This window comes from Solibacillus sp. FSL K6-1523, from assembly GCF_038005225.1.
In the GTDB taxonomy this organism is placed as follows: Bacteria; Bacillota; Bacilli; order Bacillales_A; family Planococcaceae; genus Solibacillus.
Genome location: NZ_JBBOSU010000001.1, coordinates 576,949 through 599,437, shown reverse-complemented (window position 1 = coordinate 599,437; position 22,489 = coordinate 576,949). Strand labels below are relative to the sequence as shown.

Below are 22,489 nucleotides of genomic sequence, written 5' to 3'. Positions count from 1 at the left end.
GCGTAAATGTTACGCAGCCAATTGGTTTTTACTTTAATCCCGTAAAATTCAATTCTGATTTGATCTGTAATGCTTATTCAACTTTCTTATCTTTGCTACTTTCGACGATGCCATCTTCATTAACGGACGGAGCACCTGGTGCGATTGTACCATTATCAACGTTTGGATTTACGTTCGGATTAACGGTTCCGTTATCAATTGTGCCGTCATTAACTCGACCGGGTTCATTTGGTAAAGTCCCGTTGTTACGATTGTTGATATCTGGATCAATCGCATCCATCGTATCATCAACTGCGTCGCGCGTATCTCGCATCACGTCATTTACCCCGTTTTCGACATCCTGCATTGGTGTTTCCTCATTCAGTTTGTCTTTGTTCGTATTGCACCCCGCGAGTAGTGCTAATGACATTACGGAAACTAAAATCATTGGTTTCCACATAAAAAATCCCTCCTCTCATTTGAGCATTGCATGTTGATCACAATCGTGATCGTACATAGATTGCCCGGGAAAGGAAGGTTCTATCCAACATATAATTGATATTATTTTAATTTTTCTTTTAAAAGCTGTTCAACGTATGCTGCTTCCGCCTTGCAGTCAAATGTATAATTTGTCCCCAATTTTTCTTGAAGCTTTGCAATTTCATTTTTTTGCTTTTCTGTTGGCTTTTCATTTAAAATTTTCGCCAGAACTTCATCAATTTTTTTAGCTATTTCCGCATGAAATTCATTGCTTAATAATACTTCTTGTGGTATTTTATCAATCCAAGCTGCATTGTCTTTAAAATAACTTTGCCAACTGATCATAAAGTCTTCCATTGAAAATTTATCTTCTTCCCAACCAATGCTCGCTAAATATGATTCAAATGATGTCGAAATCGATCGAGTAATACTGATTTTTACACCTGAAGATAGTTGTTTATACATCTATTTTAAAACCTCCTACGTTTAATGCCAAAGTTCGCTCATTATTTTTCTAAAATAAAGAATATATTCAACCTATATTCTATAATCTTTACGTTAGAATTGCAAATGTGCTTATTTCGGCTGTTCTGGGCCAATCGCAAATAATATATCGCACTCACATACAAGTTCACCATCAACTGTTGCAACGCCATGCCCCTTGCCCATTTGACCACGTAGTTTAATAAATGTTACTTCTAACTTCAATTGATCACCTGGTACGACTTGACGCTTAAAACGGCAATTATCAATCCCTGTTAGGAATACAAGACGCCCTTTGTATGCCTCTGCTTGCAATAATGCAACACCACCAACTTGCGCTAATGCTTCTGTAATAAGCACACCCGGCATAACAGGATAGCCAGGGAAATGGCCTTGGAAGAATTCTTCATTCATTGATACATTTTTAATACCTACTGCGCGTTTACCTTCTTCTATTTCAAGAATTCGATCTACAAATAAAAATGGATAACGATGTGGTAAGATTGCTTGAATTTGCTCTGCGTTTAACATTTTAGTACCCCCATTTGTTTGACAATAGTATGGAAAACTTCAAAAAACACCTCTTGCATATTATTTATGCAAGAAGTTGTACTTTACACTATGTATAAGCTAAAACTTATTATTTTTTGGAGAAAAAAGCGCCTTTTTCAAAAGACGCTTAATTTTCCTTACCTTCCATAATGTCTAATAGATGCTGCCAAGTACTCCATTTTAGAGCACCGCCAGCTTCTCCATCCCCAATAAAACTATATCCAATTGTGAGTCCCAATACAGCTACACCCACAAATAATGCAGTTACAAGTATGATGCGTAGCCAAATTGGAATAAGACGTAGCTGTACCCAACGAATCGGTTGATCCGATTGCGGTTCTTCCGTTCTTCTACGCCTTCTCTTCTTAGGTGTAGCGTCTGGTTGCTCTGTTCGTCTTTCTAACTCATTTGTCATAAAATTTACTCCCTTAAAAATGACGATTAACGAATGCCCGTAATGAGTCCAAGCATCTGATCAGCAATTGTTACCGCGCGCGTATTGAACTGATAAGAGCGTTGTGCTTGAATTAAACTCGTCATCTCTTGTGATACATCAACATTGGACATTTCAAGCGCACCCTTTTGAATGCCGACTTGACGGTTTGCCCCTTGAAGATTTGTTAAGATGTTTTCTTCAGTATACCCTAATTCGTCCAAATTATTAGGTAAACCGATATATGTGCCACCTTGAATTTGCTCCATTACTTGTGGCTTTTGAAGCGCTGTAATCCCTAATTGGAATGTTTGTGCGGGACCATTTGCATAATTTACAACTAAACTACCATCCGCATCCATCGTAAATTGCTTCACATCATCTGGAAACGTAATCGGTTGTCCATTTGAATCGGCTACTGCATGTCCATCACTATTCACAAGTGATACGATGCCTGGCTCTGTTGGCGTCACGTAAAAACTACCGTTGCGCGTATACACCGTTTGTGCTGCACCCGTTTCATCTTGCATCAAAATATTAAAATATTGATTTTTCCCAGTGAGTGCAAAATCTAAATCACGCTCAGTCATTTGAATAGAACCTTGTGCTTGATTCGCTTGGATTTGACCAATTTGTGCACCGACGCCATAGCGAATACCTACTGGTGATTGGCGTAATGTTTTATCAAATTTGTCATTGTCGAATTGCTGATATAACATTTCTGAAAAGTTTGCTTGTTGTGCTTTATAGCCATGTGTATTACTGTTGGCGATATTTGAACTAATTGTATCAAGCTGATGCTGTATTTGTGACAATGTATTTGTCGCAGTAACCATTGTACGTAACATGCTTATGTCTCCTCTATACAATAAAATTTGCTGTGATATTTTATGGATTTACGCATAAAGTATAATTGCGTTTGGAATTGGCTAATATGTGGATGGCTCTCATATTAATATTAGACGAGGTCCCCTCACCAAAGTTTCACTAATTTAGCGATTGCTTAGGCAACTGCTAAAATAAAATCCGCTAATATAAATTTAAATCAATTATGCCTTGGCATAATTGCGTTTGGAATCGGCTTTGTGCTCGCACAAAGAACTCCCTTCCGATTCCATAACATCCGCCGGAGGCTTTAGGCCAACACGATGTTGGTTACTCAGGCGTTGCCGCAGGACGCGGCGTTCTTAGCCAGAGTTCCACTATATTAGCGGATATTTATCCGCTAATATAGATTAAACTCGTCCAATTTCATTAACGGCTTTGTCCATACTTTTATCGTAAGCTTGTAATACTTTTTGGTTGGCCTCGAATGCTCGGTATGATGTTAGAAGATCTGTCATCGCTTTCGCAGAATCGACATTGGATCCCTCTAAATATTGATGCTGCATAGCAAAGCTAACCCCTGCTTGTCCATAAGCAGATGGTAAATTTACATTATCGATTGTATTGTAAAGGCCGTTATCACGCTTGATTAATACGTCTGGATTGGCAGAAAATGAAACACCTAAAGTTCCCACTTGTACGCCATTTTCATCATAAATCGCACCATCAGGACTAATTTGAATTAAGTCATTTGCAAATTGAAGACGTTCTCCATTTTCACCTAATACAAAGAGCCCATTTGGATTTACTAAGTTTCCTTCTCCATCTAATGTAAAGTTACCATTACGCGTATAAGATTCTGTGCCATCCTCTCCTTCTAAACGGAAGAAAATAGCGCCTGAATTCCCTGATTCAGCATCTATTGGCAATGTTTTATTAATCAATGCCACATCTGTTGTAAGACCTGTTGAATAAACTTGTCCTTGCGTATGATTTGCTAATGTTTCTTGCAAATAAACACCCGCATTAACCGTACCAACTGGATCTAGACGTTTTAATGCAAAGCCTTTTTCTGTTGGAATTGTTGTAGAATTCACAGCGGACATAAGCATATCTGGAAACGAACGAATCGTTGACTGATCGGATTTGAAACCTGGTGTATTGGCATTTGCCATATTATTTGTTAAAATTTCTGTTTTACGTTGCTGTGCAATCATACCTGTTGCGACTGTATAAAATCCTTTAAACATTGAATTCACCTCTAAATATTATTTATTTGTATATTATCGGTAATAATTTAAGTAATGTTAGAACTTACACTTGTTTGTTATTTATTTAGAAGCTACTGCACGGTCAATATTGTCTAACATAATGCCTGTTCCAATTGCCACGCAGTCTATTGGATTTTCAGCGACAAATACAGGTACTTTTAATTCGTTCACTAATAGCTGGTCCATGCCATGTAACAATGCGCCACCGCCTGTAATAATAACACCTCGATCAATAATATCTGCGGATAACTCTGGTGGTGTTTTTTCTAAAACATTTTTTGCAGACTGTACAATCATGCTCACTGATTCACGTAATGCTTGTTCGATCTCTTCAGAGTGGATTTCAATCGTACGAGGTAACCCTGTGACCATATCACGCCCACGAATGTCCATTGAATCACTACGTCCACCTGGGGCAACCGTACCAATCGTCATTTTGATTGCTTCTGATGTGCGTTCACCAATTAATAACTTGTATTCTTTCTTTATGTATTGCAAGATGTCATTGTCAAATACGTCACCTGCGATTTTAATGGATTCGCTCGTCACGATATCACCCATTGATAAAACAGCGATATCTGTTGTACCACCACCAATATCTACTACCATGTTACCACTTGGTTGGAAAATATCCATACCGGCACCAATTGCCGCTACTTTTGGCTCTTCTTCTAAGTATACCTTTTTGCCGCCCGCTTTTTCAGCCGCCTCACGAATTGCCTTTTGCTCTACGCTTGTAATATTCGTTGGGCAACAAATTAATATGCGTGGTTTTGATAAAAAACCTTTTACGTCTAATTTATTTATAAAATGCTTTAACATCGATTCTGTAATATCAAAATCTGCAATAACACCATCTTTTAATGGGCGGATTGCACTAATATTCCCTGGTGTACGTCCCACCATCTGACGTGCTTCTTCCCCTACTGCAAGTACTTTACCTGATTTTTTATCAATCGCCACAACGGACGGCTCATTTAAAACAATCCCTTTACCCTTCACATGGATTATTACATTTGCCGTCCCTAAATCGATTCCAATATCTTTTGAAAACATGGCTTTTTTAGCTCCTTCCCACCGGTTCCAATCTCTACGTATCTATTATATCTTTATCTTGATTATTTTATCATAATGACTAGTTAATTACACCTTATTTCATGGGAAGGATTTCCCTTTATTGGGTTTTTTAACGGGAATCTTCTTAAAATTCGAAAAAGCATTTAGATTCTAATCGAGATTATCTAAATGCTTTTTTCATATTGTTTGCTTTCCCATTTTTTTCGTGTCGCTTCACCTCCGCGCAAATGACGTATTGATTTATTGTACGCCAATACTTGCTGTACTTGGTGTGCGAGTGGTTCATTTATTTGTTTGAGTCTTTCTGTTAAATCCTTGTGTACCGTACTTTTTGAAAACCCTGTCATTTTTGCAAGGGCACGTACAGTTTCCCCCGTCTCAATCAACAGCTCTCCCAGTCGAACGCAGCGATGCCGAATATGTTCGTGCACGTTCTCTCCCTCTCTATCGAATATGAAAAGAGCCAACTTCATATTTTGTTCAGACCTTATTTCTCGCTGTATTTACACCCTTCGACATTTCAACATAGGTTTTGAAATGTCTACTTCATAAAATATAGGGCTTTGGTGATAAGGTCTTCTCTTATAAAGTGAGCACTAGCAAATATGTTCATTTTCTACAACAAGTTGTAAAAGATGGTTATTGCTTCACCTTATGTTTTGTTGGCTCTCAATATTCGGATAAATTAGGAACAATTACGACTCGGTTAACTTTAGTCCAGATTTTTTTTCGAGGGTCCACAAGACGTGGGTCAGTAAGCCGTTGTCACACAATGTGACGGGTTTAGCCTTTGTTCCCCAATTCAGCGGGGTTTGAACCCCACTGAATCAAGTTAAATGGTAAACTTAAAACGATAAAAATTTACGTGGATCAACAAGCACACCTTGTTCAAGTACTTCAAAGTATAAATGGACACCAACAGTTGGATTCCAATCATTACCTTGCGACGTTGCAATTTGTTCACCTTGCGTTACTTTGTCGCCCGCTTTGACTAAAATATCTGCCACGGAGCTATAACGTGTTTGCTTCCCATCTGCGTGTTCCATAATAATTGTATTTCCAGTAAATTCGTCCATCTTCACTTCTACGACTTCTCCACTCATGGCCGCTACAACTTCAAATGGTTCACTATTAATCGCAATCGAAACACCTGTTGATGCTGTGAATACTTGATCGAATACAAGCAATGCTTTTTCACGTGATGCTGCATCTGCATTCACATCATAAAAATTCTGAAGTATGGCTACTTCATTCACCAATTCTTCTTTAAACGGATACTTCAATGTTTCTTCACGTGCAGCCGTTTCTACTAACCCAGGCTCTGGTAACATCGCTTCCTCAACTAATGCCGTTTCCTGTTGACTTTCATAAAGTTGGTTAAAGCCAAAAATTACTGCAACAATCATCAATGCCATTCCGCCATAGATAGCTGGCCAAAACCACGCCTGCTGCATAAGCGTCTTTTGAGAAGGCTTTTGTTTATCTTCTCTCATCATCATCACCTCTAGTGGAAGTGTAGACCAATTTTTGAGAATCTAAACATACTTATTCACTGTGATACTTCATTATTTTTTATCTCCCACGTAGACGTTTGGACCCCCCTTCTGAAAATGAGGAGAGAACGCTATTGTTTCCCTACTTCTTTGCAATAATTTGCTTCTTCAATTTGTGCTCCTGGGTAGTAATTATTCAAAATTCCTTCCACTGTTGTACCATCCTTCGCCATCGCATTAGCACCGTGCTGACTCATTCCTACCCCATGACCATATCCACGTGTTATAACTTCAAGCCCTTTTGTCGACCATTTCACAGAGAAGTCTGTAGATTTTAATTGAAGCAACTCTCGAAACTCTCTACCAGACCATCCAACTTTACCAATCGTCACTTGCTCAATGCGATTCGTATCATTTCTAGCAAGTTTCATGTTGCCATACGCATCAGCGCTTAGCTTTTGCTTGAGTTTTTCATTGAGCTGAGCAAAAGTAAAATTGACTGTTTCAATTAAAGGTTCTTCTATTGATGAAACCGATTGTAAATAAGGTATATCATGGCCGCTATAGTTTTTTGCCGATTCCGTTTGTTTACTAGAGGATGCATGAAACATAGCAGTAATTAATTCACCATCATACGTCAAAACTTGATTTCCCGTTGCTTCTATTGCTTGCTCAATCTTATTCTCGTACGTAGAAAATACGGATTGCCATTTTTCCTTCCGCTTTTCTACGGTTTCAAATACTTGATGGGCTGTTGTTGCTTGAATTTCCTTTTTACCATATTCTGTTTTCCTTAATGCATAAGTTCTTGCAGCAATAGCCTGTGCTTTTAATGCCTCCTCATGAAAACTTGCCGGCATCTCCCCTGCTAACACGCCAACTAAATATTCATTGAGCGCAATTTCTCCACCATTCACCTTCACATAAATTTCGCATTGTTTTTCTTGTGCTTCTGGTGTTTCTTGTGTTTGTGGTGTGCTTTTTAAACCTTTTACAAAATACAATGGAATGCAAAACAATAAAATAATGATTAGCAATTTTTTCATATGACAATGTATGTTCAATAGAGAAAAACATTCATTGGATTTTCCTTTTATGAGATTTAAGAGAACAACAAAAAAAGAAACTAGTATTGTTAAACACTAGTTTCTTCTAACGTATTCATTCGTATTCGTTATGCATTTACAATGTTTGATTCTGCTGCTAGCTCGTTGATTTGTTCATCGGTTTGCACACGCTCTATATTGGCACCTAATGCTGCTAATTTCTTATGGAAGTCAACATAGCCTCGGTCTAAGTGATGAAGCTTTGTAACGCGTGTAACACCCTCAGAAACTAAACCAGTTAGTATAAGTGCTGCTGCTGCGCGTAAATCAGTTGCCGATACTTCTGCACCTTGTAGGTTCTTCTCACCTTCAATGAAAACAGAACGCCCTTCGATTTTTGCTTCAGCATTCATGCGACGGAATTCTTCGACATGCATGAATCGATTTTCAAATACTGTTTCTGTAATGATACTTGTGCCTTTCGCTGTAAGCATTAATGCCATTAGCTGAGACTGCATATCTGTCGGGAAACCTGGATGCGGCATCGTTTTAATATCTACTGCTTTGATTGGGTCCTTGGCACGGACGCGCAATCCCTCGCCCTCTTCTATAATTTCGACACCCATTTCACGCATTTTTGCAATTAATGCCACCATATGCTCTGGTACAGCATTTTCTATGAATATATCACCGCGTGTAATTGCCGCGGCTACCATAAATGTACCTGCTTCAATACGGTCTGGGATAATTGCATGTTCGCAACCTTTTAATGCTTTAACCCCTTCAATACGGATTGTATCTGTACCGGCACCAATGACACGGCCACCCATACCATTAATAAAGTTTGCTAAATCTACAATTTCCGGTTCTTTTGCGGCGTTTTCAATAATCGTTATGCCTTCTGCAAGTGCTGCAGCTGTCATAATATTTTCTGTTGCACCAACGCTAGGGAAATCTAAGTAAATTTCAGCACCTTTTAATTTGTCCTCGACCTTTGCTTCTACATAACCGTGACCAAAAGAGATTTTAGCCCCCATTGCTTCAAAGCCTTTTAAATGCAGTTCAATCGGACGTGATCCAATTGCACAGCCACCTGGTAATGCTACTCGCGCAAAACCATTGCGTGCAAGTAAAGAACCCATTACTAAAATCGATGCGCGCATTTTACTGACAAATTCAAATTGCGCTTCACTTGAAAGTTCTGCGGAAGCATCTATAATCATTTCATTTTGTGCTACATTATATTCTACTGTTGCATTTACGCTTTTTAATACTTCACTGATTGTACTTACATCAGCTAAGTTCGGAACATCTGTAATTCTATTTTTATCTTTAGAAGCTAAAAGAGATGCAGCCAAGATAGGTAATACAGCGTTTTTCGCGCCTTCTACTCGCACTGTTCCCTTTAATGTTTGGCCCCCTGTAACAATAATTCTCTCCACAATTCGTCCCTCCGAATTCAATTCTTAAAAATTAATAATCTTGCAATATATATCAATTATGCCTCGGCTAACTTTAGTCCAGATTTTTTCGAGCTCGGGCCCACAGGACGTGGGTCAGTCAGCCGTCGTCACACGATGTGACGTCTTTAGGCTGACATCCTCACCCCTAAAAAATCTGTGACATCCGCCGGGGCTTAACTTAATTCAGCTGGGGTTAACCCCACTGAATTAAGTTGAAATTCATTTCACTTCTAATTTTACACACAAAGATTATGTTACAACTATTAACGCCTTTATTCAAGCGCCCAAATCACTATTTTAAGCTAAATTTAAGATATTTGCTATCTTTTATAGTACGCATCTTACGCAAATATGGTGAATGTGTCTAAATTCACCGGTTTGGATCTCCTAATTATGTCCCGCAGTTGAACATTCATTATTTCCTAGGAAATCTTTATACCTTGTAGCGAATGATAACTCATTATTCTTCCCTACAAGGTATAAATTGTTACATCCCTTTTAATTGAAAATATACGTAATTTTTTGGGACCAATTTGTAAAGTTAATGAAAAAATCTGCCACTGTCGATCCAATTGTAATACTCATGACAATATAAAATAGTTGGATTTGGAAGGTTTTCCCCTTTTTAAATAATTGTTCAATTCGAATACCTTGTAATGCATAAAAAGAAATACCTATGAATACAATATATGCTGCTACACTTACTAATGCCTGTTGACCCGCCTGCATATAAAGATTTTCCATGTATTTCACTTCCTCTTCTATGAAATAAATTTCCTCGATGACAAAATTACTTTTCTATTCACAAAAAAGCGGACAGATTGCTCTGCCCACTTTAAAATCAATTACGCCCTGGCGTAATTGCGTCCAGATTTTTTCGAGCGAGCTCGAAAAACTCCCCTTAAAATCTGTGACATCCGCCGGGGCTTAACTTGATTCAGCAGGGGGTTGAACCCCACCGAATAAAATTACTTTCCTTAGCATTCATCCCCCACTTATAGAAGTGGAGGATTTCCGCTGAAGCAAGTTAAATTAGATGTTACCCTGATGAACGTTGATACGATTCAACGCACGTTTTAATGATAAATCAGCACGTTTGAAATCAATGTTGTCGGTTTTTTGTTTTTGAACGCGTTCCTCAGCACGAGCTAAAGCTTCTTTAGCTCGAGCAATATCAATTGTTGAAGCCACTTCAGCTGAAGGTGCTAAAATTGAAATTTTGTCAGGACGTACTTCAATAAAACCACCGCTAACAGCAGCTAGTTCAGTAGAACCATCTGCCTTTTTCAACTTTACAGCGCCGATTGCTAAAGGAGCAACCGTTGGAATGTGTCCAGCAAGAACACCAATTTCGCCTGAAGTTGTTTTAGCGACTACCATTGATACTTCTGAATCGTATACTGGGCCGTCGGGAGTGACAATGTTGACTGTTACTGTCTTCATATTTTTTCCTCCTCGCCGTTTTTATTAAACTTCAACGCCCATATCTTTAGCTTTTTGTAATACGTCTTCAATGCCACCAACTAAACGGAATGCATCCTCTGGTAAATGGTCATACTTGCCTTCAAGGATTTCCTTGAATGAGCTTACAGTATTTTTAACTGGTACGTATGAACCTTTTTGACCTGTAAATTGCTCCGCTACGTGGAAGTTTTGAGATAAGAAGAACTGAATACGACGAGCACGGTCTACTGTTTGTCTATCTTCATCAGATAACTCATCCATACCTAAGATGGCGATGATATCTTGTAACTCACGGTAACGTTGGATTGTACGTTGAACTCTTGTCGCTACTTCGTAATGCTCTGGGCCTACGATTTCTGGTGATAAAGCACGAGAAGTCGAAGCTAATGGGTCAACCGCTGGGTAAATACCCATCTCAGATAATTTACGCTCAAGGTTTGTTGTTGCATCTAAGTGAGCGAAAGTTGTAGCCGGAGCCGGGTCAGTATAGTCATCGGCTGGTACATAGATCGCTTGGATAGAAGTTACAGAACCTTTTGTAGTAGATGTAATACGTTCTTGTAATTTACCCATTTCAGTAGCAAGTGTTGGTTGGTAACCTACCGCTGAAGGCATACGACCTAATAGCGCTGATACTTCAGAACCTGCTTGAGTGAAACGGAAAATATTGTCGATGAATAATAGTACGTCTGCACCATCTTCATCACGGAAGTATTCTGCCATTGTTAAACCAGTTAAAGCTACACGCATACGTGCGCCTGGTGGCTCGTTCATTTGACCGAATACCATCGCTGTTTGTTTAATAACGCCTGAATCCGTCATCTCGAAGAATAAGTCATTACCTTCACGAGTACGCTCACCTACACCTGCGAATACAGAAATACCTGAGTGTTCTTGTGCGATGTTATTAATTAATTCTTGGATTAATACTGTTTTACCTACGCCGGCACCACCGAATAGACCGATTTTACCACCTTTGATGTAAGGTGCTAATAAGTCTACTACTTTGATACCTGTTTCAAGGATTTCAACAGTAGTTGATAATTCATCAAATTTTGGCGCTTCGCGGTGAATTGAATCACGACGAACGTCAGCTGGAATTTCTTCACCTAAGTCAATTACTTCACCAAGTACGTTGAATACACGACCTAATGTTGCTTGACCTACTGGTACTGAAATTGGTTTTCCTGAGTCTGTTACTTCTGCTCCACGTTGTAAGCCATCAGTAGATGACATTGCAATTGTACGAACAGCGTCGTCGCCTAGGTGTAACGCAACTTCTAATGCAAGAGATGTTGCTGCTTCGCCTGGACGTTCGATTGTAACTGTTAATGAGTTATTAATTTCTGGTAATTGACCATTAGAGAACTTAACGTCTACTACTGGACCCATTACTTGAAGAACGTATCCTTTGTTCATTACTGTGTACCCTCCTATCGTATTCTTATACGACGTTGGTGCGGGGCTGATCCTATTCTAAGGCTGCAGCTCCACCAACGATTTCTGTAATTTCTTGTGTAATCGCCGCTTGACGTGCACGGTTATATTGCAATGATAGTTCAGAAATACGGTCATCTGCATTATCTGTTGCATTTTTCATAGCAGTCATACGCGCTGAATGTTCACTTGCTTTTCCGTCTAATATTGCCCCATAAATTAGGCTTTCCGCATATTGTGGAAGTAATACTTCTAGAATTGCTTCACCAGATGGCTCGAATTCATACGAAGCTGTACCTGCAGCTGGTGCAATATCAGTTAATGGAAGAACTTTTGTTGCAGTCACTTCGTTAGTAATTGCGCTGACAAAGTGATTGTAATACATATGAAGTTCATCATAAGTACCATCAATGAACATACCAACAGCATTACGGGCGATTTCTTTAATATCAGCAAAAGTTGGTTGGTCTGGTAGAGCAACCACCTCAGCGATAACGTTATGATCACGTTTTACAAAGTAATCACGAACAACACGACCAACTGCTAAAATAACGTATTCGTCTTTAGACTTATGACGTTGGTCAATTGTACTTTGAACTTCTCGAAGGATACTTGAGTTGTAAGCACCTGCAAGACCACGGTCCGACCCGATAACTAAGTAAGCTGTTTTCTTAACAGGACGAGAGATTAACATTGGATGTCCACTGTCTTTCGTACCTGATGCGATTGCGCCCACTACTTCTTGGATTTTTTCCATGTAAGGTACATATGACTTAGCGTTATGCTCTGCACGACGTAACTTTGAAGAAGAAACCATCTGCATCGCTTTCGTAATTTGTTTCGTTGACTTTGTCGAATTTATACGACCTTTGATTTCGCGTAAGTTTACCACTGGTATTTCACCACCTTATGTTTTTTAATCAAGTGCTACTGTTTATTCATTTAAGCAAGGACTACTAGTTCAATTAACTAGTAGTACGCCTGCTTTCTAATGAGTCTTACTCAGATTTTGCGAAAGTTTTTTTGAACTCAGTAAGAGCTGCTACGTACTCTGCGTCTGGAGCAAGTTCTTTTGTAGTACGAACATGATCTAAAACGTTAGTGTGGTTTGTTTCTAACCAGCTTAAGAAGTCACGCTCAAAACGAACGATGTCTTGTACTGGAATATCATCTAAGTGACCTTTAGTTAATGCATATAGAATCGCAACTTGTTTTTCAACTTTAAGTGGTTTGTTTAAGTCTTGTTTTAAAACCTCAACAGTACGTTTACCACGCTCTAATTTAGCTAAAGTAATTTTATCTAAGTCAGAACCGAATTGAGCGAATGACTCTAATTCACGGAACGCTGCTAAGTCAAGACGTAATGTACCAGCTACTTTTTTCATCGCTTTGATTTGAGCAGAACCACCTACACGTGATACTGATAAACCAGCGTTGATTGCTGGACGTACACCAGAGTTGAATAAGTCAGATTGTAAGAAAATTTGTCCATCAGTAATAGAGATAACGTTTGTTGGGATGTAAGCTGCGATATCGCCTGCTTGTGTTTCAACGAACGGTAACGCTGTGATAGAACCGTTTTTGTAAGTTTCATTTAACTTCGCTGCACGCTCTAATAAACGTGAGTGTAAGTAGAATACGTCACCTGGGTAAGCTTCACGACCTGGAGGACGACGTAATAGTAATGAAAGTTCACGGTAAGCTGATGCTTGTTTAGATAAGTCATCATACACGATTAAAACGTGTTTACCTTGTAACATGAACTCTTCAGCCATTGATACACCTGCGAAAGGAGCAAGGTATAATAATGGAGCTGGTTGAGAAGCAGATGCTGTAACTACGATTGTGTAGTCTAATGCACCGTTTTTACGGAAAGTTTCAACTACACCACGTACAGTTGATTCTTTTTGACCGATTGCAACATAGATACAAATCATATCTTCACCTTGTTGGTTTAAGATTGTATCGATTGCTACAGAAGTTTTACCTACTTGACGGTCACCGATGATTAACTCACGTTGACCACGGCCGATTGGAACTAAAGCGTCAATTGCTTTAATACCTGTTTGTAATGGTTCATGAACTGATTTACGAGCCATTACACCGAAAGCTGGACTTTCGATTGGACGAGAATTTGTTGTGTTGATTGGACCTAAACCGTCAACTGGTTGACCAAGTGGGTTTACAACACGACCAATTAGTTCTTCACCAACTGGTACTTGCATGATACGACCTGTACGACGAACTTCATCGCCTTCTTTGATGTCTGCGAATGGCCCTAGAATAATGATACCTACGTTACCTTCTTCTAAGTTTTGTGCCATACCCATAACACCGTTTGAGAACTCTAAAAGCTCTCCAGCCATGGCGTTGTCGAGGCCATGAGCACGAGCGATACCGTCACCAACTGTGATTACAGTACCAACTTCGCTTACTTTAAGCTCAGATTCGTAATTTTCGATCTGTTTTTTAATCAGACTGCTGATTTCTTCAGCTTTGATGCCCATGTATGTTCACCTCTCACATTTCATAAAATTAACCAACTAAAATACGTTTTAAACCCTCTAACTTAGATGTTACAGTGCTGTCGTAAATGTAGTTGCCGATTTGAACTCGTACACCACCGATTAGAGATGGGTCGATTTCGTTTGTAATGTTTAATTTCTCTTTGCCCACTAATTTGCCGAATGCTACAGAAATTTCTGTGCGCTCTGCATCTGTTAATGCACGTGTCGAGAATACTTTTGCGTCAGCTGCGCCTTGCGCGTCAGCCGCTAAAAATTGGAATGCTTCTGCTACATTTGTAGCTTCGTCAATACGTTTTTTATCGATTAAAATAGAAATCATATTGATTACAGCTGGTTGTGCACCAGATAAAAGTTCTGCAACAAGTTCTTTTTTGCGAGTAGCTGAGATTTTAGGTGCTTTTAGTAATAAAACGAACTCTTCGTCCGTTTCAATTACTTTTACAAGTTCCTTTAAATCTGAACTTACTTCTGCAACAGTGTTTTGCCCGGCAGATAATTCAAATAGAGCTTGAGCATAACGCTTCGCTACAGTCGATTGACTCATTTCGCTTCGCCTGCCTTCGCAATCGTTTCTTTAATTAATGCGCTGTTGTCCTCTTCTGAAATTTCTTTTCCAAGAACTTTAGACGCAGCAAGTACTGATAGTGAAACTACTTCTTCACGTACAGCAGCGATTGCTTTTTCTTTTTCTGCTTCGATATCACGTACAGCAGCTTCTTTTAAACGGTTTGCTTCAGCACGTGCAGTTGACACGATTTCTTCGCGTGTTGCTTCGCCTTGCTTTTTAGCACCTTCAATAATTGATTGTGCTTCCGTACGAGCTTCTTTAAGAAGGCTCTTTTGTTGTTCTAATAGTGCTTGCGTTTCTTTTTTAGCTTTCTCAGCTGCATCAATACCTGTTGCAACTAATTCTTCACGTTCTTGCATGATTCCCATTAAAGGACCCCAAGCGAACTTTTTAAGAAGCATCATTAAACCTAAGAAAATAACTAGTGTTGCTAAAACATCACCTAAGTTGATTTTGCTAGCACCTGCACCTAGTACAAGATAATCTAAAAACACGATTGTTTCACTCCCTTCAAGAGCTTTGAGTTCATAAATCTATATTGTCTACATCTTTAATTTCGAGTTGAAAATTGTAAAAAAGAAAATTCTTCATTTCATACAAAAGGAATGGCGAAGGGTTGTATCAAACGCTGCTTCGCCACTTGTAAATAATAATCTGTTAAGACTATTGGTTCATTACGATGAATGCTACTACTACTGCGATGATCGGTAATGCTTCTACTAATGCAACCCCGATGAACATTACAGTTTGAAGTGCGCCACGTGCTTCTGGTTGACGAGCGATACCTTCTACTGTTTTTGAAACGATTAAACCGTTACCAATACCTGCACCTAGTGCTGCTAAACCAATTGCGATTGCTGCTGCTAATAAACCTATTGAACCTGTCATTTTAAATATCCTCCTTGGATTATGTGTTTTTTTGTGGTTCAAATCGCCGCACTACTTTGAATGCGGAAATTTATAATTAATGGTCTGTACTCACTTTATGAGCCATGTATACCATCGTTAACATAGTGAAAATGAAAGCTTGGATAAACCCGATGAAGATCGAGAATCCTTGCCATGCCATCATCGGTACAACTGCACCAACGAAGCCAAATACTGTGCCTGAAGCGGCTAAACCTGCGATAAGACCGATTAAAATCTCACCCGCATAAATGTTACCGTAAAGACGTAGACCGAGTGTAAGCGTATTTGCGAACTCCTCGATAATTTTTAACGGGAACATGAATGACATTGGTTGGAAGAATGTTTTAGCATAACCACCTGTACCTTGCATTTTCACACCGTAGTACTGTGTTAAAACTAAAATCATTGCTGCTAATGTCATTGTAACTACTGGGTCAGCTGTTGGCGATTTCCACCATAAGTCTGTCCCATATGCGATACCACCTAATGGTAAACCAATTAAGTTCGAAACGGCAATGAACATAATCAGTGTAATACCTAGAATGTGGAAGCGACCACCTGTTTTCCAGTCCATGTTACTCTTAATAATGCCCTTCACGAAATCCATTATCCATTCCATGACGTTTTGCATACCCGTAGGTTTTAACGCAAGTTTACGTGTTGAGATAAACGCGATTAAAAATACAATAGTAGCAGATATTAAAAGCATCATTACTGTAGATAAATTGAACGTAAGTGTCATAAAGCCTAAATCCAAATGGGCCTCTGGAGCTGTATGATTCATTTCTGCATTCACCTCTCTTTCAAATGCACATTAATGGTTTTTTATATGATGTACGATTCTTTCTATTACTAAAAAGATGTACGGAATCATCAGACCAATGACCGTGCTTATTAAGTGGAAATATTGTGGCAACGATATTGCGATTGCGACTGCGGCAACACCTGATCCGAAGCGTAATGCCGTACCAATAGATGCTACTTTTGTCCCTTCACTAATGGAACGGTCAAATTTTTCCATACGTCGAACTAATATCCAAAAGTTATACGTACCAAAGAACGCACCCAAGGCTATACCGGCAAATATCAATTCATATGGTGAAAATCCCCAGCCTAAAGCACAAATAGCAAGCAAAAAAAATAACGCTTTCTTCTGCAAAGCAAAAACTTGATGCAAATCTAGCATTGGCAATTAATCTCCTGAAACTTTTTTCGAGTAATGAAAGTGTCCATCGACCATTAAGTGAGTTTAAAACGTAGTGAATGTACTACAAAAATTAGAGGCCTTTACAAGTACTAAATAATTTCAACTATTGATTGAACGATAGTTACGATTCATTTCATACTTCTAAATGACTCATAATTTCGGTGGACTTTAATCCAGACGCATAAAACGTTGTAAATCGACAAGCCGTAAAATCAACTGTCAATCTAGTAGAAACTTGATATAACAAGTGTTTCAGCGCCCTTAGACTTGATGAAACCCTTATCATTCTTACCCTTTGTAAGCATACAATAGGGGGTTTTTGATGTCAATTAGTAATGATGAAAAACTTAATACTGTTGATTACCTTGTCAAATTGTTGACAAATTTGTGGATGAATATACACAAATTCTCCCTTTCTTTTTTCATCCCCGTGAAAATTCGCTAGTTTATGCGTTTTTTTTGTTTCCATCGATCATTTCGATATAATTTAAAAAAATTAACACTTATAGCGAATTTTCTGGTTGACTTTTCAAAGTTAGTAGTAATTATTAAGTTTTCACTGTAATTTGTATATAAAAGTATATCTATTTCATTAATTTCAGTAATGCTTCTACGATTCTTTGTGAAGCAAATCCGTCGCCATATGGGTTTGAAGCATGGGCCATTTTTTCATATGCTTCTTTATCCGTTAATAATTCTTTCGCCATTGTGTAAATCACTTCTTCGTCTGTACCTGCTAACTTTAATGTTCCAGCTGCAATTCCTTCTGGGCGCTCGGTTGTATCACGTAGTACTAACACAGGTTTCCCTAATGATGGTGCCTCTTCTTGCACCCCACCTGAATCCGTTAAGATCATATAAGAACGCGCTGCGAAATTATGGAAATCAAACACTTCAAGCGGTTCGATTAAATGTACACGTGGGTTGTCGCCTAAAATTTCATTGGCAATTTCACGAACAGCTGGATTCATGTGCACAGGGTACACGACTTGAATATCATCATGCTCCGCTAATAGGCGCATAATCGCACGGAACATATTGCGCATCGGCTCCCCTAAATTTTCACGGCGGTGTGCTGTTAATAAAATCATGCGATCCGCACCGATTTGTTCTAATACGGGATGTGTATAACTTTCCCGAACCGTTGTTTTTAATGCATCAATCGCTGTGTTTCCTGTTACATAAATCGCTTCGGCTGGTTTATTTTCTTTTAGTAAATTGTCACGTGACTGCTCTGTCGGTGAAAAGTGGAAGTCCGCCATTACACCTGTCAGTTGACGGTTCATCTCTTCTGGATATGGCGAATATTTTTGCCCTGTGCGTAATCCCGCCTCAACATGACCGATTGCAATTTGATTGTAAAAGGCTGCTAAACTGCCTACAAATGTCGTCGCCGTGTCACCATGTACTAATACAATATCCGGTTTCGCTTCTTTCATAACCTTATCTAAACCGATTAAAGCATTTGTCGCTACATCAACTAAAGTTTGGCGGTCTTTCATAATATTTAAATCAAAATTAGGTGTAATTTCAAATGTTTCTAACACTTGGTCTAACATTTGGCGATGTTGCGCTGTTACCGTTACAATTGATTCGATTTTTTCAGGATGTTTTTGTAATTCCAATACAAGTGGTGCCATTTTAATCGCTTCTGGACGCGTACCAAAAATAGTCATTACTTTTATTTTTTTTGTCATAATGAATTCCTCCCTGTGATTAGCTTACATAGTTAAAACGCCCGCATAAATACGGACGTTCCCTAATTCAATTACGTCTCAACGTAATTATTATTTTGTTCCGAATAAACGGTCTCCAGCGTCACCTAAACCTGGAACGATATAACCGTGTTCGTCTAATTTTTCATCTAATGCAGCGATGTAAATATCTACATCATTATGTTGCTTTTGAATTTCTTCTACACCTTCAGGAGCTGCGATTAAGCACATGAATTTAATGCTTTTTGCACCGCGTTTTTTCAGTGAATTAATCGCTTCTACTGCTGATCCACCCGTTGCAAGCATTGGGTCTACAATAATAAAGTTACGCTCTTCCACATCTGCTGGTAATTTTGCATAGTACTCGATTGGTTTTAAAGTTACTGGATCACGATAAAGTCCGATATGACCTACTTTTGCAGCTGGAATTAATTTTAAAACACCATCTACCATGCCGATACCTGCGCGTAAAATCGGAACAATGGCCATCTTTTTGCCTGATAAAACTTTTGCTTTCGCAGTTGTTACCGGTGTGTCGATTTCGATTTCTTTTAATGGTAATTCACGTGTAATTTCGAATGCCATTAATGTTGCTACTTCGTCAACTAATTCACGGAATTCTTTTGTACCTGTATTTTTATCTCGAATATAAGTTAACTTATGTTGAATTAATGGGTGGTCAAATACGAATACTTTGCTCACTTTGCCATCTCCTAACTGTTTTTAATCTAAATTAGTATAACAGAAAATGACGCGAGCGAAAACTAACATAGCATTGTTTTTAAATTGTTCATTTATTGCGCGAATTCTATATTTAAAATATAGGGGAATTTCGGGTGTAGTGCTGAGAGGTCGGCAGTGGAATTGACTGTTATTGGATTGATTTTTGGCTATTAATCGTAGGAAATTGGCTATAAACGGCTTGATTTTGGCTATTATCACCGTTCTATTGGCTATTAACCAAATTTTCAGCATAAAAATCGCCCTCCTATCACAAATGGTAGGAGGGCGATTTGTTAAGTTTATCTTAAACGTATAATGGGTACTTTGCAGTTAATGCATCTACACGTTTGCGCGCTGCTGCTTTTACCGCTTCGTCTTCTGGGCTTTTTAGTACTAGTGCAATAATTTTACCTACTTCAACCGCATCTTCTTCTTTGAAGCCACGAGAAGTGATTGCTGCTGTACCTACACGAACACCTGAAGTTACGAATGGTTTTTCTGTATCGTAAGGAATTGTGTTTTTATTTGTTGTAATCGCTACTTCATCAAGGACATGCTCAGCTACTTTACCTGTTAAACCTAAAGATTTTACGTTTAATAATAGTAAGTGGTTATCTGTGCCACCTGATACGATTTCAACACCTTCATCCATTAAGCTTTGTGCTAATGCTTTTGCGTTTACTTTAATTTGTTTTGCATACTCTTTGAATTCAGGTTGTAATGCTTCACCAAATGCTACCGCTTTTGCAGCGATTACGTGCATTAATGGACCACCTTGAATACCTGGGAATACTGATTTATTTAATTCTTTTTCCCATTTCGCATCATTTGTTAAAATCATACCACCACGTGGACCACGTAATGTTTTATGCGTCGTTGTTGTTACGAAATCTGCATATGGGATTGGAGACATATGCTCACCAGTCGCTACTAATCCCGCGATGTGCGCCATATCTACCATGAAGTATGCGCCTACTTCATCCGCGATTTCACGGAATTTAGCGAAGTCAATTTCACGTGGGTATGCAGAAGCACCCGCAACGATTAATTTTGGTTTAGAAGCTAATGCTTTTTCACGAACATCGTTATAATCGATTGTTTGCGTATCTTCTGTAACACCATACTCTACGAAGTTGTAAAGGATACCAGAGAAGTTTACTGGTGAACCGTGTGTTAAGTGACCACCGTGTGAAAGGTTCATCCCTAAAACTGTGTCACCTGGTTGTAAAATTGTATGGTAAACAGCCATGTTCGCTTGAGCACCTGAGTGTGGTTGTACGTTTACATATGCTGCACCGAATAATTCTTTTGCACGATCGCGCGCGATATCTTCTACTACGTCAACATGCTCACAGCCACCATAATAGCGTTTGCCTGGGTAGCCTTCAGCATATTTATTTGTTAAATAAGAACCTTGTGCTTCCATTACTGCTTCTGATACGAAGTTTTCTGAAGCGATTAACTCGATGTTTGTATTTTGACGTTTTTTCTCTAACAGAATTGCGTCCAAAATTGCTTTGTCTTGTACTGCTAAGTTTTCGTATGCCATGTGTATAAATCCCCCTAAATTTTGTTCCGAATTATCGGTGTTTCCTATTTTAGTAAGTTAATATTGTGCACGTTCTCCGCCGATAAGCTTCGGACGTGTTGTAGCTAATGTAATAACTGCTTCACCCAACATTTTTTTAGATGTTCGGATAGGTACAGCTACTGCTTTTAAATGCATACCAATAAGTGTTTGCCCAATATCGATTCCTGCATGTGCCTTTACAACCTCCACAACAACTGGTTCCTGCATTTGTGTATATGCATACGCAGACATAGAACCTCCTGCTGTTCTTACAGGTACAACTGAGACAGGTTCTAGTTGGTAAAGTGTTGCGGCATCTGCCTCCATCGTAAGCGCGCGATTGATATGCTCACAGCCTTGAAAAACTAAATAAAGATCATGCTTTTGCGCAAAACGAGCAAATTCTTCATATAATACTTGCGCAACATCGAGTGCACCAGAAGTTCCAATTTTTTCTCCGATGATTTCAGAGGTAGAACAACCGATGACAAATAATTGCTTTTTAGTAAACTTCACTTGTTGCTCGAATTCATGTAAAACTTGTGCTAAATCCTTTTGCAAATGGTGTAAGTTTGTCATAGGCAATTACCCTTCAATTTCAGAAATTTTTTCGACACGACGAATATGACGTCCGCCTTCAAATTCTGTATTTAACCAAGTTTCCACGATTTCACGTGCAAGGCCTGGCCCAATTACTCGCTCACCCATCGCTAATACGTTGGAATCGTTGTGGCAACGAGTTGCTTTTGCTGAAAATACATCATGTACTAGAGCACAACGAATCCCTTTAAACTTATTCGCTGCAATGGAAATACCAATCCCTGTTCCACAAATTAGAATGCCGCGATCAAATTCTCCAGCTGCTACTTTTTCTGCAACAGGGCGTGCATAATCTGGATAATCTACTGAATCATTTGTTTTTGGTCCAAAATCTTCATAGCTAATCGACAATTCGTCTAATAGTGCCATAATTTCTTTACGTAAATTATTGCCACCATGATCGGAAGAAATCGCAATTTTCAAGTGGGTTCCCTCTTTTCATTTATATTCAACAACAGTGTACCATTTCTTCCATTAGAATAACATGTTTTTCATTAATAAATTTTCTGATTTCGCCACAAAACACGAATATTCTAGCTAACAATTGTATAATCGTTAGTTTTTTATGCTAATTTAACAATTAATAACCGATAATATTCGTGATTTACATATAACTTACATTTTTTGTAGGTATCGTTCAAATTGCGAATACTGACGAAAATTCGA

Annotated in this window: 26 protein-coding genes; all 26 read right to left on the bottom strand. The window is 38.8% G+C overall.

What is annotated here, in order from left to right; genetic code table 11:
* Positions 1-73: 73 nt before the first annotated feature.
* The 26 genes from MHI10_RS02865 to rpiB all read right to left on the bottom strand — a co-directional run bounded on the left by MHI10_RS02865 (position 74) and on the right by rpiB (position 22,246).
* Positions 74-439 (bottom strand): hypothetical protein, encoded by a 366-nt coding sequence (locus MHI10_RS02865; RefSeq protein ID WP_340782758.1) that lies wholly within the window; start codon positions 437-439, stop codon positions 74-76.
* A 101-nt stretch (positions 440-540) separates the two neighbouring features.
* Positions 541-924: a hypothetical protein gene (locus MHI10_RS02860; protein ID WP_340782757.1), complete on the bottom strand. Its 384-nt coding sequence runs from the start codon at positions 922-924 to the stop codon at positions 541-543.
* A gap of 111 nt (positions 925-1,035) precedes the next feature.
* Entirely contained in the window at positions 1,036-1,473 is a 438-nt protein-coding gene (gene fabZ, locus MHI10_RS02855) for a 3-hydroxyacyl-ACP dehydratase FabZ (protein WP_340782754.1), read from the bottom strand.
* Between the two features lie 148 nt (positions 1,474-1,621).
* The gene (locus MHI10_RS02850; RefSeq protein ID WP_340782753.1) at positions 1,622-1,909 is read right to left on the bottom strand and encodes a DNA-directed RNA polymerase subunit beta; all 288 of its coding nucleotides are present in this window, start codon (positions 1,907-1,909) and stop codon (positions 1,622-1,624) included.
* Between the two features lie 26 nt (positions 1,910-1,935).
* The gene (locus MHI10_RS02845) at positions 1,936-2,775 is read right to left on the bottom strand and encodes a flagellar hook-basal body protein (protein ID WP_340782752.1); all 840 of its coding nucleotides are present in this window, start codon (positions 2,773-2,775) and stop codon (positions 1,936-1,938) included.
* Between the two features lie 387 nt (positions 2,776-3,162).
* Positions 3,163-4,002 (bottom strand): flagellar hook-basal body protein, encoded by an 840-nt coding sequence (locus MHI10_RS02840; RefSeq protein ID WP_340782751.1) that lies wholly within the window; start codon positions 4,000-4,002, stop codon positions 3,163-3,165.
* Between the two features lie 81 nt (positions 4,003-4,083).
* Positions 4,084-5,079, bottom strand: coding sequence for a rod shape-determining protein (locus MHI10_RS02835; RefSeq protein ID WP_340782750.1), 996 nt, complete (start codon positions 5,077-5,079; stop codon positions 4,084-4,086).
* Positions 5,080-5,264: 185 nt separating this feature from the next.
* Complete coding sequence (locus MHI10_RS02830; protein ID WP_057986824.1) at positions 5,265-5,531, bottom strand: sporulation transcriptional regulator SpoIIID; 267 nt, start codon at positions 5,529-5,531, stop codon at positions 5,265-5,267.
* 414 nt (positions 5,532-5,945) lie between these two features.
* Positions 5,946-6,593 (bottom strand): M23 family metallopeptidase, encoded by a 648-nt coding sequence (locus MHI10_RS02825; RefSeq protein WP_340782748.1) that lies wholly within the window; start codon positions 6,591-6,593, stop codon positions 5,946-5,948.
* Between the two features lie 131 nt (positions 6,594-6,724).
* Positions 6,725-7,639 carry a stage II sporulation protein D gene (gene spoIID / locus MHI10_RS02820; protein WP_340782746.1) on the bottom strand — a complete coding sequence of 305 codons (915 nt, stop codon included), beginning with the start codon at positions 7,637-7,639 and terminating at the stop codon, positions 6,725-6,727.
* Between the two features lie 128 nt (positions 7,640-7,767).
* Positions 7,768-9,081, bottom strand: a complete 1,314-nt coding sequence (murA, locus tag MHI10_RS02815) for a UDP-N-acetylglucosamine 1-carboxyvinyltransferase (protein WP_340782745.1) — start codon at positions 9,079-9,081, stop codon at positions 7,768-7,770.
* Between the two features lie 519 nt (positions 9,082-9,600).
* Positions 9,601-9,846: a DUF1146 family protein gene (locus tag MHI10_RS02810; protein WP_340782744.1), complete on the bottom strand. Its 246-nt coding sequence runs from the start codon at positions 9,844-9,846 to the stop codon at positions 9,601-9,603.
* A 288-nt stretch (positions 9,847-10,134) separates the two neighbouring features.
* Positions 10,135-10,545: a F0F1 ATP synthase subunit epsilon gene (locus tag MHI10_RS02805; RefSeq protein WP_340782743.1), complete on the bottom strand. Its 411-nt coding sequence runs from the start codon at positions 10,543-10,545 to the stop codon at positions 10,135-10,137.
* A gap of 24 nt (positions 10,546-10,569) precedes the next feature.
* On the bottom strand, positions 10,570-11,985 hold the full coding sequence (atpD, locus tag MHI10_RS02800; RefSeq protein ID WP_340782742.1) for a F0F1 ATP synthase subunit beta: 1,416 nt from the start codon (positions 11,983-11,985) through the stop codon (positions 10,570-10,572).
* 52 nt (positions 11,986-12,037) lie between these two features.
* Entirely contained in the window at positions 12,038-12,895 is an 858-nt protein-coding gene (atpG, locus tag MHI10_RS02795) for an ATP synthase F1 subunit gamma (RefSeq protein WP_340782741.1), read from the bottom strand.
* 106 nt (positions 12,896-13,001) lie between these two features.
* On the bottom strand, positions 13,002-14,510 hold the full coding sequence (atpA, locus tag MHI10_RS02790) for a F0F1 ATP synthase subunit alpha (RefSeq protein ID WP_340782739.1): 1,509 nt from the start codon (positions 14,508-14,510) through the stop codon (positions 13,002-13,004).
* Between the two features lie 28 nt (positions 14,511-14,538).
* Positions 14,539-15,075, bottom strand: a complete 537-nt coding sequence (locus tag MHI10_RS02785) for a F0F1 ATP synthase subunit delta (protein WP_340782738.1) — start codon at positions 15,073-15,075, stop codon at positions 14,539-14,541.
* Positions 15,072-15,593 carry a F0F1 ATP synthase subunit B gene (atpF, locus tag MHI10_RS02780; protein ID WP_340782737.1) on the bottom strand — a complete coding sequence of 174 codons (522 nt, stop codon included), beginning with the start codon at positions 15,591-15,593 and terminating at the stop codon, positions 15,072-15,074. Before atpF ends, MHI10_RS02785 begins: the two co-directional genes overlap by 4 nt.
* 169 nt (positions 15,594-15,762) lie before the next feature.
* Positions 15,763-15,987, bottom strand: coding sequence for a F0F1 ATP synthase subunit C (gene atpE, locus MHI10_RS02775; protein WP_340782736.1), 225 nt, complete (start codon positions 15,985-15,987; stop codon positions 15,763-15,765).
* A 76-nt stretch (positions 15,988-16,063) separates the two neighbouring features.
* Positions 16,064-16,792 carry a F0F1 ATP synthase subunit A gene (atpB, locus tag MHI10_RS02770; RefSeq protein WP_340782734.1) on the bottom strand — a complete coding sequence of 243 codons (729 nt, stop codon included), beginning with the start codon at positions 16,790-16,792 and terminating at the stop codon, positions 16,064-16,066.
* A gap of 30 nt (positions 16,793-16,822) precedes the next feature.
* A complete protein-coding gene (locus tag MHI10_RS02765) occupies positions 16,823-17,194 on the bottom strand; it encodes an ATP synthase subunit I (protein WP_340782732.1) in 372 nt (123 codons plus the stop codon).
* A 605-nt stretch (positions 17,195-17,799) separates the two neighbouring features.
* Positions 17,800-18,912 carry a non-hydrolyzing UDP-N-acetylglucosamine 2-epimerase gene (wecB, locus tag MHI10_RS02760; RefSeq protein ID WP_340782729.1) on the bottom strand — a complete coding sequence of 371 codons (1,113 nt, stop codon included), beginning with the start codon at positions 18,910-18,912 and terminating at the stop codon, positions 17,800-17,802.
* 90 nt (positions 18,913-19,002) lie between these two features.
* Positions 19,003-19,632: a uracil phosphoribosyltransferase gene (upp, locus tag MHI10_RS02755; RefSeq protein ID WP_340782727.1), complete on the bottom strand. Its 630-nt coding sequence runs from the start codon at positions 19,630-19,632 to the stop codon at positions 19,003-19,005.
* Between the two features lie 325 nt (positions 19,633-19,957).
* Positions 19,958-21,202: a serine hydroxymethyltransferase gene (gene glyA / locus MHI10_RS02750; RefSeq protein ID WP_340782724.1), complete on the bottom strand. Its 1,245-nt coding sequence runs from the start codon at positions 21,200-21,202 to the stop codon at positions 19,958-19,960.
* Between the two features lie 57 nt (positions 21,203-21,259).
* On the bottom strand, positions 21,260-21,802 hold the full coding sequence (locus MHI10_RS02745; RefSeq protein WP_340782723.1) for a TIGR01440 family protein: 543 nt from the start codon (positions 21,800-21,802) through the stop codon (positions 21,260-21,262).
* Between the two features lie 6 nt (positions 21,803-21,808).
* Positions 21,809-22,246: a ribose 5-phosphate isomerase B gene (rpiB, locus tag MHI10_RS02740; RefSeq protein ID WP_099422397.1), complete on the bottom strand. Its 438-nt coding sequence runs from the start codon at positions 22,244-22,246 to the stop codon at positions 21,809-21,811.
* Positions 22,247-22,489: the final 243 nt, after the last annotated feature.